Source organism: Rhodococcus sp. 5A-K4, from assembly GCF_046097995.1.
GTDB classification, from domain to species: Bacteria; Actinomycetota; Actinomycetes; order Mycobacteriales; family Mycobacteriaceae; genus Rhodococcus_F; species Rhodococcus_F erythropolis.
Window position 1 is genome coordinate 82,614 of sequence record NZ_JBJURM010000016.1, and the last position, 12,454, is coordinate 95,067.

At 61.4% G+C, this 12,454-nt stretch carries 12 protein-coding genes; 5 read left to right on the forward strand and 7 right to left on the reverse strand.

Annotated elements, in window-relative coordinates; all coding sequences use genetic code 11:
• The first annotated feature begins 34 nt into the window (after positions 1 to 34).
• Positions 35 to 340 carry a hypothetical protein gene (locus ACKAMS_RS20715; RefSeq protein ID WP_019746579.1) on the forward strand — a complete coding sequence of 102 codons (306 nt, stop codon included), beginning with the start codon at positions 35 to 37 and terminating at the stop codon, positions 338 to 340.
• Positions 341 to 346: 6 nt separating this feature from the next.
• On the opposite strand, the gene ACKAMS_RS20720 is transcribed toward ACKAMS_RS20715, so the two are convergent.
• Genes ACKAMS_RS20720 through ACKAMS_RS20735 form a run of 4 tightly spaced genes read right to left on the reverse strand, consistent with a single transcriptional unit; the run spans position 347 to position 5,173 of the window.
• Positions 347 to 1,258, reverse strand: a complete 912-nt coding sequence (locus ACKAMS_RS20720; protein ID WP_259120459.1) for a hydroxymethylglutaryl-CoA lyase — start codon at positions 1,256 to 1,258, stop codon at positions 347 to 349.
• Position 1,259: 1 nt separating this feature from the next.
• Positions 1,260 to 2,474 carry a CaiB/BaiF CoA transferase family protein gene (locus tag ACKAMS_RS20725; protein WP_408989456.1) on the reverse strand — a complete coding sequence of 405 codons (1,215 nt, stop codon included), beginning with the start codon at positions 2,472 to 2,474 and terminating at the stop codon, positions 1,260 to 1,262.
• A gap of 36 nt (positions 2,475 to 2,510) precedes the next feature.
• Positions 2,511 to 4,277, reverse strand: a complete 1,767-nt coding sequence (locus tag ACKAMS_RS20730) for a multicopper oxidase family protein (RefSeq protein ID WP_019746576.1) — start codon at positions 4,275 to 4,277, stop codon at positions 2,511 to 2,513.
• A gap of 56 nt (positions 4,278 to 4,333) precedes the next feature.
• Positions 4,334 to 5,173 (reverse strand): alpha/beta fold hydrolase, encoded by an 840-nt coding sequence (locus tag ACKAMS_RS20735; protein WP_020968234.1) that lies wholly within the window; start codon positions 5,171 to 5,173, stop codon positions 4,334 to 4,336.
• A gap of 65 nt (positions 5,174 to 5,238) precedes the next feature.
• Here ACKAMS_RS20735 and ACKAMS_RS20740 point away from each other — a divergent pair, with 65 nt between their 5' ends.
• On the forward strand, positions 5,239 to 6,015 hold the full coding sequence (locus tag ACKAMS_RS20740) for a TetR/AcrR family transcriptional regulator (RefSeq protein ID WP_408989457.1): 777 nt from the start codon (positions 5,239 to 5,241) through the stop codon (positions 6,013 to 6,015).
• 49 nt (positions 6,016 to 6,064) lie between these two features.
• Positions 6,065 to 7,372, forward strand: a complete 1,308-nt coding sequence (locus ACKAMS_RS20745) for a DUF222 domain-containing protein (protein ID WP_408989458.1) — start codon at positions 6,065 to 6,067, stop codon at positions 7,370 to 7,372.
• Positions 7,373 to 7,453: 81 nt separating this feature from the next.
• On the opposite strand, the gene ACKAMS_RS20750 is transcribed toward ACKAMS_RS20745, so the two are convergent.
• Both ACKAMS_RS20750 and ACKAMS_RS20755 read right to left on the reverse strand, forming a co-directional pair.
• Entirely contained in the window at positions 7,454 to 8,386 is a 933-nt protein-coding gene (locus ACKAMS_RS20750) for an oxygenase MpaB family protein (RefSeq protein ID WP_020905926.1), read from the reverse strand.
• Position 8,387: 1 nt separating this feature from the next.
• Entirely contained in the window at positions 8,388 to 10,169 is a 1,782-nt protein-coding gene (locus tag ACKAMS_RS20755) for an acyl-CoA dehydrogenase (RefSeq protein WP_408989459.1), read from the reverse strand.
• Between the two features lie 159 nt (positions 10,170 to 10,328).
• Here ACKAMS_RS20755 and ACKAMS_RS20760 point away from each other — a divergent pair, with 159 nt between their 5' ends.
• Both ACKAMS_RS20760 and ACKAMS_RS20765 read left to right on the forward strand, forming a co-directional pair.
• A complete protein-coding gene (locus tag ACKAMS_RS20760) occupies positions 10,329 to 10,970 on the forward strand; it encodes a TetR/AcrR family transcriptional regulator (protein WP_408989460.1) in 642 nt (213 codons plus the stop codon).
• Positions 10,971 to 11,013: 43 nt separating this feature from the next.
• Positions 11,014 to 11,355, forward strand: a complete 342-nt coding sequence (locus tag ACKAMS_RS20765; protein WP_033235895.1) for an Imm51 family immunity protein — start codon at positions 11,014 to 11,016, stop codon at positions 11,353 to 11,355.
• Positions 11,356 to 11,417: 62 nt separating this feature from the next.
• On the opposite strand, the gene ACKAMS_RS20770 is transcribed toward ACKAMS_RS20765, so the two are convergent.
• Positions 11,418 to 12,452, reverse strand: coding sequence for an aspartate-semialdehyde dehydrogenase (locus tag ACKAMS_RS20770; protein WP_033235894.1), 1,035 nt, complete (start codon positions 12,450 to 12,452; stop codon positions 11,418 to 11,420).
• Positions 12,453 to 12,454 lie beyond the last annotated feature (2 nt).

Genomic DNA, 12,454 nt, shown 5'->3' on the forward strand with positions numbered 1-12,454 from the left:
TGAGATTCACCGCGTCGATCACCAGGAGAAATGAATGATCTTCGAACTGCGTCCAGCACATGTTGCACGCGCCCTTGCCGCACTGTGTGCCCTTCCGATTCTGTGGACCTTCGCAGTCGAGGGAATCACCACGACAACGGAATACGACTACAGCACGGGCGAAGTATCCTCATCGAGCGACCTGGGCTCTCAGATCGGAAGCGTAGCGATCTGGATCGTCCTCGCGATCGCATGTGCCGCCGGTGCATGGTATCTGGAGAAACAGCGCATCGGTTGGCCGCCGGCGGCACACGAGCAGCTGGTCAAACTGCAGCTGGCATCACCCAACCGAGAAGAGTAAAGGCCCCTATCGCTTCCGATCGCCGGCGCGGAGAAGATTACTGGGAACCGTATGGCCCACTATCTCCTCTGCAACGGCAGCGGCACGAATGCTCGCATCCAGGTCGATACCTGTCGCAATGCCCATGTCTTCGAGCATGTAGACCAGTTCCTCAGTCGCGATATTGCCACTGGCACCAGGAGCAAACGGGCAACCGCCCAGGCCACCGGTGGACGCATCCAGGTTTCGAACTCCGTGCTGCACAGCCGCCAACGCACTGGCAAGACCAGCGCCACGCGTGTTGTGGAAGTGCACACCCAAGCCGAAGTCACCCACTCTTTCGCCGACAGCGTCGATCAACCGTCCGACGCGTCCCGGTGTGGCAGTGCCGATGGTATCCGCGATCGAGAACTGATCAGCGCCGAACTCTTTGGCCTGCTCCGCAATCCGCAGAACACGGTCCGGATCGGTTGGACCGTCGAACGGACAGTCCCAGGCTGTGGCCACGATGACCTCCACCCGTCCACCAGCCTCGTGGACGATCCGGACGACCTCTCCGATACGTTCGGTCGCTTGCTCCGTCGTCGACCGAGTATTGGCCTCGCTGTGGCTATTCGATGCCGACACAACATATTCGACGGTTTTCATTCCTGCAGCAACGGCCCGTTTCGCTCCACCGATTCCGGCGACCAATGCCGAGAACTCGATGCCTGGCCACTGGTGCAACTCTGCGGCCAACAACTCCGCGTCGGCCAGTGCCGGCACCGCACGCGGTGACACGAACGACGTCGCCTCGATGCGCGAAACACCTGTCGCAGACAGAGCTTCGACAAGACGAAGTTTCTCCGCCAGCGAGACCGGGTCTTCGATCTGCAACCCATCCCGTGGCCCGACTTCACGAATGCTGACCGCGGGAACACCTGCTTCAGGTACCGACACGTCAGATCACGCCCTTCTTCTTCAGTTCTGTCTGCTCGTCGCCCGAGAGTCCGAGGAGCCCACCCCAGACCGAAGCGTTGTCGTACCCCGGCGACGCTGCTCCCGCGTTGCGAACGGATCCGGGTGTCTCACTGAATGTAGGCACGACGCCCAGGCCGAGGACGTTTTCCCCGATCCGCTCGTCGTAGTGGTCGACGAGCATCCCCCGTTCGATCAGCTGCGGATCCTTGACCACATCTTCAACCGTATTGATCGGCCCGGCAACAACTCCCACTTCGGTGAGGCGTTCCACGAGACTGGTGGGATCTTGGAGCGCAACCCAGGCGCTGATCAATTCGTCGAGCTCGTCCTGATGTTTGCCACGCGCAACATGATTGGAGAATCGGTCGTCTTGCGCTAGTTCCGGTCGACTCATGATGGTGCACAGACGCACGAAGAGCGTGTCCTGATTGGCCGCGATCACCACCCAGTTTCCTTCAGAGGTCTGGTAGATGTTGGACGGTGCGATACCCTCCAACCTCGTTCCCGAGGGCTGCCGGATGATCCCGCCCCGATCGTAATCCGGGATCGTGGATTCCTGCACCGCCAGACAGGATTCCGTGAGGGCAACGTCGACCACCTGACCACGGCCGGTCCGCTCTCGCGAGAGCAACGCCGCCAGCACTCCCTGAACGGCGAACATCCCACCGAGAGAATCTCCGAGTGAAAGGGCAATACGCGGGGGTGCCTGCCCTGGATAACCGTTCAGATGCCGAAATCCGCTGACTGCTTCGGCAACCGAGGCGTAGCCGGCGCTCTTGGCTTGCGGTCCGCTCTGCCCGTAGCCGGATACCCTGGCCAACACCAACTTCGGATTGCGCGCGCTGAGCACGTCGAATCCCAGACCCCACTTCTCGAGGGTGCCCGGCCGGAAGTTCTCGACCACCACGTCGGCATGTTCGATCAGATTCAGAAACAGGTCTCGGCCCGCGTCGACGCGAAGGTCCAACGTCACACACCGCTTGTTGCGGGCGTGGACCGTCCAGAAGAATCGATGACCGTCCTGCTCTGCCTGACCCCAGGTACGAAGCGGGTCTGGACGGTCCGGTGATTCGATCTTGATCACGTCGGCTCCCATGTCGCCGAGCAATTTCCCGGCGAAGGGCCCGGCGATCAAGGTTCCGAGTTCAATCACCCGATATCCGTCCAGGGGCCCGGTGGGCGCACCTTCCGACACAGCTGCCTCCTCTGGGAACTTTTCTCCCTTTGAAGGCTACGTCACCACCCGGTATCGCAACATCATGTCGTGGTCTTCGTGATCGAGCATGTGGCAGTGCCAGACGTACCCCTGCAAGTCCCCCATGCCAGCTTCTCCGTGCGCCGAGTGATCTGCCATGGAACCTCTCGCGAAAGTTGCATCCGGATCGAAGCCCAACTCGTCGGCCGTCGGAAAGCGCACGATCACGCGGGTGATCGAGTTGGCATCCACGATGACCGTGTCCTTCTCCCCCGTTTCCCACACTTCGGGAGGCCGCAGCGAAGAGGTCACGAATTCCTCCGCCGACGGCGTCCACCGGACCCCCAAGTCAGGCACCGGATACCGCTGCATCAGTGCTGCAGTGTCGAGGCTCTGGCGTCCCACAACGCGGAACGCCACCAGGTGCAGATGAATCGGATGTGGTTCCGTGGTGATGTTGATCAGATTCCATTGCTCGACGGCCCCCTGACGTGGCAGTTCGATATCCGAATCGGTGAACCTCAAATTGTTGAGCGACATAGTGATCGACGGGTAATCCGACGGACGCGACAGCTGCATGATCGTGAGATTTCGCACCACATCCGGGGACGCCGGTTCGGCGGCAACGGAATTCAGCTGCTGCGGGATCGAGCCGGTGAATCCCTTTGCGCTGCCCACGTCGAACCGACAGAACACCGGCATCACCTGCGTGCCGCGTTGAGCCACCGCAAGGGGTACCGGTTCGTCGTTGCGCAATTCCACCGTTGTGCCCGGCTCGAGCATACTGAAGTCGACCAGCAGATCAGCGCGTTCACCCGGACTCAACCGGACGTGATCCGTCGGCGCCGGAGCGGCCAGTAAACCGCCTTCGGACCCGATCACCCAGAACCGCATACGATTTGCGAAATGCAGATTCCACACCGAATAGGTTGCGGCGTTGAGCAGTCGCAATCGATACAGGCCGCGGGCAACCTCCACTTTCGGCCACACGACGCCGTTCACCACGCCAACGTCACCGGGGGTCGCCGGATCCCATGAACCTTGCGGAGTGAGCCACGTGGAACGGACACTCTGTTGACCGTCGGAGGTGAAGACCTTGTCCTGCAGAATCATCGGGAGTTCGAACTCACCGGACGGCAGGCCGAGAGAATTCCCGGCGGCGCCCGTGTCAACGTCGTCACGGAGAAAATACATCCCGACCAATCCGGCATAGACGTTGAGGCGCGTCATTCCCATGGCGTGATCGTGGTACCAGAGATTGCCGGCGGCACGACCATTCGTGTATTCGTGGACCAAACCTTCGCCCGGACGCTGGATCAACTCCGGATGTCCGTCGAACTGTGGTGCAGTAACTCCTCCGTGCAGGTGAAGCGAGGTGGGGACCTGTGTGCGGTCGAGGTCGCTGACGCCGTGCAGACCCGGATCGACATCCGCGGCAAGCGGATACGCAGAAATGTCATTGGCATATCGGACTGTGACGAGCTGATCGACGTGAGCTTCGATGGTGGGGCCCAGATAATCCATTCCGCCGTAACCCAGCGACGGCGACGACGGTAGGTCCGGATGGAAACGGTGCATCGACGAAGCCGCGCGAAGCTCCAGGTTGCCACCCGAAATGCCCGGCAGGACAGGAAGGGTCTCCCGAAACGGTTCCAGCCGGGGTGACGGAAGTTGGAATGGGCGTAGCGGATCGATGTCAGGGGGTCGAGCTGTCGCTGATCCAGCGGACAATGCACTCAGGCCGGCCAGCAAGCCAAGCCCTTGAACAAACGATCGTCGACGGATCTTGTGTGACTCGTCCACTCACGGCCCCCTCACGCTGACGGCATCCGGAGCGGGTTACCCGTGTGCTCGCACGGTCAAACACCGACCACCTTCTCCAACCAAGGTTTGAGAATGGGCAGAACATGAGCCGGTTGCATTGCCTGCGTGTGATCCAGACCGTCTAGTACCTCGATATCCCACCCTGCCGACCGAGCGGCGTCGAGGTCGAGATCGGCCGGCGCGACCCGTACCCCACCCCATCGGTCACCGTATTCGATGACGTCTTGCGAACCGACGAAACACATTCGCGGACAAAGGATGCGCCCTTGTATTGTTCGATCGTCGAATTCACCAAGTGCGCGGTACAGCGTCACGAACTGCCGGGTCTGCGCTCCGGTCAACGCAATGTCTATGGAGTTCCAATCGAACTCGTCTGATGATGCCGTGGGTTGTGATGTGCGCTGGGGCGGTTCACTCGTCATGCGGTGTGTAGCTTCGGTAACCTGGAGCATCGCCTTGTACGGCCCATCCACCGGCGGGAAACCACCCATGACCAGTGCGGTCAGACGATCGGTGCGCAGCGCCAACTGCAATCCGCACAGAGCCAGCCAGGAGTATCCGTAGTAGGCGAACTGGTCGATCCCAGCCGAATTCGCCACAGCCAGAATGTCGGACGTGATGTTGTCGGGAGTGAGCGTGTCCGGAGCGGGCGACGCCATCCGGTGCCCTTCGTAGTCGAAGGCAACCACAGTGAAGTTCGACGCCAACCCTTCCATGAACGTTCGACCGAGCGAGGGGTCAACGCCCCAGGCGCGCAGTTCGTCAGCCTTGATGCCGGTAGCCGAAATCGGATTCACGGGCATCAGCACGGCGGGGCCATGTCCGAGAACCTCGACATCGATAGTTGTCCCGTCGTGAAGTCTTGCCTCAACCATGCCCACTCCCAAATCTTTACACTGTAAAGTAATTAAGAATAGCGCGACTCCACGAAAGCGACAAGATGAACAAACAGGCAGGCCGACGCGATATCGCACGCACGATTTCACTTCTGTGGCGTCAACCCGAGACGCCTTCCGGCCGCCGAGGACCGAGGCCCGCGCTGTCCACGGACTCAGTCGTTGACGCCGCGATCGAAGTCGCCGACGCCAACCCCACGACACCGTTGTCGATGCGCATGATCGGCGACCACCTCGGCTGCACTGCGATGTCGTTGTACACCTACATACCGGGAAAGGACGAACTACTGGACCTGATGCACGACCGGGTGCATGCCGAGCTACCGCCGATCGCAGACACCGGCGACTGGCGCATGGCACTGTCCGACTGGGCCGCCGCACTCTTCGCCCTACATACACGCCATCCGTGGACATTGGATGTCTCGTTGGCGCGCCCCGCCCTGGGTCCGCACGAGCAGGCAGGACTCGAATCACTCCTGTCCATTCTCTACTCCACGGGTCTCGACGCTCCGATCATCCGCAGATCGGTGAGCATGATTTTCCATTTCATCCGGGGGTCCGCGCGGACCCTAGCTGAGATCCGGAGCGCCTCGACCATCGGAGATTCCGAATTTCATTGGTGGGCAGAGTCTTCTGCTGCACTGGCCGATGCTGCACCGGATTTCGCGGACGACTTCCCCCACACGATGCAGTTGGGTCGGGAGGCCCCACCGGTACCGGGCGGCGACTTCTATCTCGAACGAGAAACCGAAGAGTCATTTACTCAGGGCCTACAGATCCTCCTTGACGGGATCGAATCGAGGATTCGAAAACACTCTTGACTCGAACGCATGTTCGAGTATTCTTGTGTGTAGGGGATCGGGGGATTCAATGAGTATCAACACATCATCTGACGTCGTTTGTGGTTCTGCGGTGGGTTTGCGCGGACGTCTGTGGCGGTTGACGGCTTCTGAATTGCATACCGCTGCTATCGAGGCGAGCGCGGAGATTCTGCGGCTCGAAGCTGTTCGGGTGGCGGTGGTGGACGAGTTGTCGATGCGTCCCGATGATCAGGTGATCGCCAGCCGCGGAGTGGGTGCGTGGTTGGCGGCAAACACGATGCTGCAAATCCGGGACGGGAAGAAGATCGCCGCCCTCGGTGCAGCGCTACGCCCGTTTCCGGCAGTGGCGGCCAGATTCGATGACGGGGACTGCTCGTTCGATCATGCCGTGTTGATCGTGGCGTTCTGCGAATCACCGCCGAAGGGCATGCCGGAGGAAGCGCTCCCTCGCTGTATCGACTTGTTGTTGGCTGCCGCGTCCGGGGTGGAGGCGACGACCACGAAGGTGCGAAACGTCATCGCGACCTTGGAGCGAATCTTCGAATCCGACAAGATTCCACCCGCCGAAGATGACGACCGGAACGAACTCCGCATCGCGTCGACATTGAACGGCCGGGTGGTGGTGCGCGGCGATTTCGACGCTCTCACCGGCGAAATGCTGCTCTCCGCCCTGTCGAATCTGACGATGCCCAACCCGGCACCCGATGGAACCCCCGATACCCGGTCGGCAGCGAAGCGGACCGCGGACGGGTTCACCGAACTGATTCGGCGGTATCTGGATTGCGCGAAAACCGGTGTCGATGGTGGTCAGCGTCCGCACGTGAACGTGCACATCAACGCCCGCGATCTTGCGGAGCACCGCGATTGCGCCGCCGCACCCTCGCCCGATGGTGGTGGAGTGGCTGTGTCGGATCTCGATGTCGGGCACATGCCGTGGCTCGGGCCGCTGTCCGTGTCGCAGACCAGACTCCTCGGGTGTGACTGCTTCCTGTCCACGGTGCTGCTCGACGGTCACGGCGCGCCGCTCGATGCGAAACCCGGAAAGCGATTAGTGTCCGCCGAACAGCGAGTGGCGTTGATCGCCCGAGACAAAGGCTGCGCCTTCCCCGGCTGCACATGCGTTCCCGCCTGGACCGATGCGCACCACATCCGGCACTGGGCCAACGGTGGCCCGACGGTGATGAACAACCTTGTCCTGCTGTGCCGTTCACATCACCGGCTGATGCACCGCAAAACCGGATTCGTCGGGAAATGGGAAATCCGCATCGGCACCGACAACAAACCCTGGTTCATCCCACCACCCTCGATCGACCCGCAGCAGCACCCACGGCCCGCGAACACCACCTTCAAAACCTGAGAAGAACCTCAGGCACAACAGAACACGGCCCAGCACCGCATCGAGCAGATCTCGATGCGGTGCCGAAAGCCGTGAATTCCGTCAGACCGCCTGCGGAACTTTGGTGGCGCGTGGGAATCGCTCCCGAATCTCCGCTGGGGTGACAACTCTCGGGTCGAGGGGTTGCTCGTCACGCAGGTGGCGCTCCAACACCTTGCCAGTCATCGGCGCGATGACCTTCAGAGCAGTGGTCATGTTCTTCGGTGAACTGCCGACCCGGACCGCAGTTCGCACCGCGGGCGCAATTGCCCTGTCCAACAAAGCGGGTTGATCGAAGCCGCCCATGGTTCGCATCCAGCCCGGCAATGTTGCGATAGTGGCCGGCGCGACCAATCGGCTGAACGTCGCGAACTTCGTCTTCCCCTGCGCCCTTGGCGTTCTCAACAAGTAGTGCATCGCCCGGTTGGCACGCTCGGAGGTACACAATCTGGGCCTGACTTCAGCGAAGTACTCACGTACCTCGTCTCGCGAGCGCGGAACGTCGGACGCTTTGCATGTCTGCAGTTCGGCGGCGATCACGCATTCTTCCCAGTACCGCTGCTCTTCGACGGCGGAGAGTGGGCCCGGCCCGTACATCTCGTAGCACTTGAGCACCGAATGCCAACCGGTCACGTGGATCCACAGTTGTGACGCCGGATTGTTTGCACTGTAACGAGTTCCGGTGATCGGTTCGATACCCGTGGCCTGAGCGTGAACCGTCATGAGATGGTCGGACAACGCCAGCGCCGTCCGCCCGTCGGCAGTGGCGACGGTCAGGAAGTACGCCAAGGTTCGGTCGAGTCGCCCGGCGGGATCGCTGTAGATCCCGCTCATGTCTGCCACTGCGGCAGCAAGGAAGGGGTCGAAGTGCTCGAGCACCACTGACCGCTGGAAACCGATCAATGCTGTCGGGGCCGCCCAGATCTTCCAACTGGGTGATCCTGGGCCGAAGAAGCCGTAATCCTCACGCGGTCGATTCATCGTCAGTTCAGACATTTCATTCCTCCCCGTTCGTTGAGCCTGCACCGTTCATTTCGTAGGCACCAGACAAGGTGACTACTTGCTGCCAGACGTACTCGAATCGCTCGGCCGCGAACGCGGGGCGCCGAATAGATGCGAGTGCCAACCGCTGCTGATCTTCACTGGCGCTGGGTTTTCCGTACAACTCCACCGCTGCAGCACTGAAGTCGCGAACCAGGACGTCGAAGATCTGATCCAGCACCCCATCGCTCCGCTGCCCCTCGTCCAATCCCAAGATCTCGGCTTGTTCGAGGATCAACTGGCCGTAGACGACGAGGGTGAAGAGTTCGGTGATCGCCAGGCCGAAGTCCAAGTCGACCTGCTGCGCCGCATCCGGTGCAGCTTCGGCCAGAAGGGTCACGAGCGCTTCTGCCTGCTCCACGAACAGTGCAACGTTGGGAACATCCGCAAACTTCGCATACACCGCTCGCCAGTCGTCGAATCGAACCTTGGACAACCCCCGTGCCGGGCCCTGACGGAACAGGAACTCGTCGTCGGCTGCGTCGTTACGCGTCGGAATCGCCGGAAATGACTCGGGGGCAAAGAGGTACGCCGGCATGAACTTGGCGATCAGGGCGAGATTGACGGCGACGGTCCCCTCGAGCTTGGGCAGCCCGTCGACATCCATCTTGGCCACCGCGAGGTAGCTGTCCTTCTCGAAGCCCTTTGCCGCAGCGATGTCGGAGAGCAGTCCGATCACCTTCTGTGCCTCGGTTGTCACCTTCATCTTGGTGACAGGATTGAACAAGAGGTAGCGGCGGTCCTCGGGCGATGCGGTGCGGAAGTAGTCCACCGCACGATCCGAGAAGAGCCTCATCGCCAGCAGGCGCGCGTACGCGTCGACGAATTCACGTCGTACGTGTGGGAACGCCGTGACGGGATTGCCGAACAGGATTCGATTGTGCGCGTGGGTAATCGTCTCGTACAAGGCATGAGTCGACATACCGATTCCGCCGAAACACAGGTTGAATTTTCCGATGTTCACGGTGTTGAGTGCGGCACTGAATGCTGCCTCGCCGGTATGCAGGATATCCTCTGCCGCAACGGGATAGTCGGCGAGTGAGAACTCCGCTACGTACATCTGGGCCGGAACGATGTTCTTCACCACGGTAAATGCCGGATGGTCCGAGTCGGCGTAGAAGAAGACGTACTGATCGGCGCCCTCCACTCCGTCGACGCGACCGAAGACAGAGACCGTGTTGGCGCAGTTGCCATTTCCGATGTAGTACTTCGAACCGCTGGCCAGGTACCCGCCGCTGCCGTTCGGCGTCAAGACCATGTCGGTGGAGTAGACGTCGGCGCCGTGCTCTTTCTCGGACAATCCGAATGCCGCAACGCCTCCGGAAGCCAAAGCGGAAGCTGCTCGCGCCCTTGCAGTCTCGTTGCCGCTCTGCCACACCGGCCCCAGGCCGAGAATGGTCACCTGCCACGGGTACCAGTAGTTGAGTCCGTAGAAACCGAGGATCTCGGACAGCGCGGCGATACGGCTGGTATCCCAGCGCTTGTCGGAGTCACCGCCGCTGTCGCGGGCGGGGGTCAGGAAAGTCGCGAACAGGCCTTCCTTTGCCGCGAAGTCGAGGAAGTCGGAGTAAAAGGTCTTGTCGTGGTAGTCGGCCAGAAGTCGATTCTTTCCACGCGCCTCGAACCAGTCGACGGTCGCGCCCAGCAGTCTCCGCGTGGTCGCGTCGAATTCCGGCCGATCGTAAGTGGAGGGATGGAGCAACAGATCATTCGGCACTAAAGAGGTCGACGCTGTCATCGCGGTTGTTCTCCTAGAGATCTCGGCAGAGGCGCCTCACTGACCGCCTCTTCGAATACAACGCCACCGTAACAATTGATGACGCCGAATACAACGGTTGCGTATGATTCACGAAGAAGTGGCAGGCAGATTAGGGTGGGAGCGGAGGTGAGGCACACGATGACCAGGTCACAAGCTGACGCAACGGATACACCGCGACGCAAATACGCCCCTCGCATGGCGCCGGAGCAACGACGCGAACAGTTGCTCGACGCAGCATTCGAGGTCACCGGCCGCGTAGGCCTGCACAACCTCAGCATGGAATCCGTTGCTGCCGAAGCCGGCGTCGGCAAGCCTGTCCTCTACACGATTTTCGATACGAGGACCGATCTCGTCGCCGCACTCCTGCGCCGCGAGCACGAGCGAGCCATCGCTCAGGTGCTCGAAACCATGCCGACGGATCTGAGCGAACTCGGCCCAGCGGCGTCATACACCGGAACCGTTGGCGCCTTCGTCGACGCCGTACTGGAGAACCCGACGCGCTGGCGCCTGATTCTGACGTCTGTCGAGAACGCCCCCAGCGAGTATCACGGCTTGCTGAAGCTCTCTCGCGGAGCTGTCTTCGCCCGCGCCGAAGAACTGGCCCGCGCCGGGATTGCCCTCGAACCGAAGCTCGAGGGCCTTGATCCGGTTCTACTCGCGCATACCATGATGTCGTTTGCCGAAATGCTCGGACGGTTGGCCGTCAGCGACCCCGAAACGTATACCCGAGAACGACTTTCCACCTTTGCCGTTGCGCTCGCTCAGTCGGTCGGGCATTAGCAGACCACTGAAACCTGTCGGTCGGATCTGCTTCAATACACGCATGACATCACCATCGATCGAACCGCTGCAGCTCTTCGAAACATCTCCCGGAAACTGGTCACTGATGCTCACCGACCAGCACTTCGGCAAGGTGGCAGCGGTTTTCGAGCAGGTAGAGGGCTTCGAAGGTTCCGGCTACGACTGGGCTTCGGTGGCCCATGCAGTGGTTGGTCGCGACGCACCACATCTGGAGGGCCGATTCGGCACCGATCCCGAAGCGGGCATGTTTGTTGCGTACGGCGGCGACCACGAAGCTCTTGGTGAACTCGGTGTGCTTCTCGCCAAGGCGTATTCGGATGCCGAGTACCTCGGCGGACTCGTCGCTATTTCCGAACTCGACTAGAACCCCTGTCGAAACGACACCGGCCCCACACCTAGGTGCGGGGCCGGTACCGAACGAAAGATCTAGCCGACCAGCAGCTCGGCAATCTGAATCGTGTTGAGCGCGGCACCCTTACGCAGGTTGTCGCCCGAGACGAAGAGCGCGAGTCCGCGGCCTTCGGGGACACCCTCGTCCTGACGGATGCGACCGACCAGCGACGCGTTGCCACCGGCGGCGGCGAGCGGCGTCGGAACCTCGACCAGCTCGACGCCCGGAGCGTCGGCCAGCAGTTCCTTGGCGCGAGCGACCGAGAGCGGGTTGGCGAATTCCGCGTTGATCGCGAGCGAGTGCCCGGTCACGACGGGTACGCGCACGCAGGTGCCCGAAACCAACAGATCGGGAAGCCCGAGGATCTTGCGGCTCTCGTTGCGGAGCTTCTGATCCTCGTCGGTCTCGCCGCTGCCGTCATCGACCAGCGAACCTGCCAGGGGCAGGACGTTGAACGCGATGGGGGCGACGTAGTTGTTCGGGGCCGGGAAGTCGACAGCGCTGCCGTCGTGAACCAGCTTCTCGGCGTCACCGACAACGGCGCGCACCTGTCCGAGGAGTTCCTCGACGCCGGCGATGCCGCTACCGGACACAGCCTGGTAGCTGGAGACGATCAATCGCTGCAGACCGGCTTCGTCGTGCAGAACCTTCAGCACCGGCATCGCTGCCATGGTGGTGCAGTTCGGGTTCGCAATGATGCCCTTGACCAGGTTCTTCGCGTCCTGCGGGTTGACCTCGCTGACCACGAGGGGAACCTCGGGATCCTTGCGCCATGCGGAAGAGTTGTCGACAACCGTCGCACCGGCCGCGGCAAAGCGCGGAGCCTGCGCACGGGACAGCGTCGCACCGGCGGAGAAGAGGGCGATGTCGATGCCCTTCAGATCCTCGTCGGACGTTGCTGCGGCATCCTCGACAACGATCTCTTCGCCGCGGAACGTCAGCTTCTTACCGGCGGAGCGTGCCGATGCAAAGAACCGCACCTTGTCCGCGGGGAAGTTACGTTCTTCGAGCAGAGTGCGCATGACGATGCCGACCTGACCGGTCGCACCGACAACAGCGATTGTTGTCATGA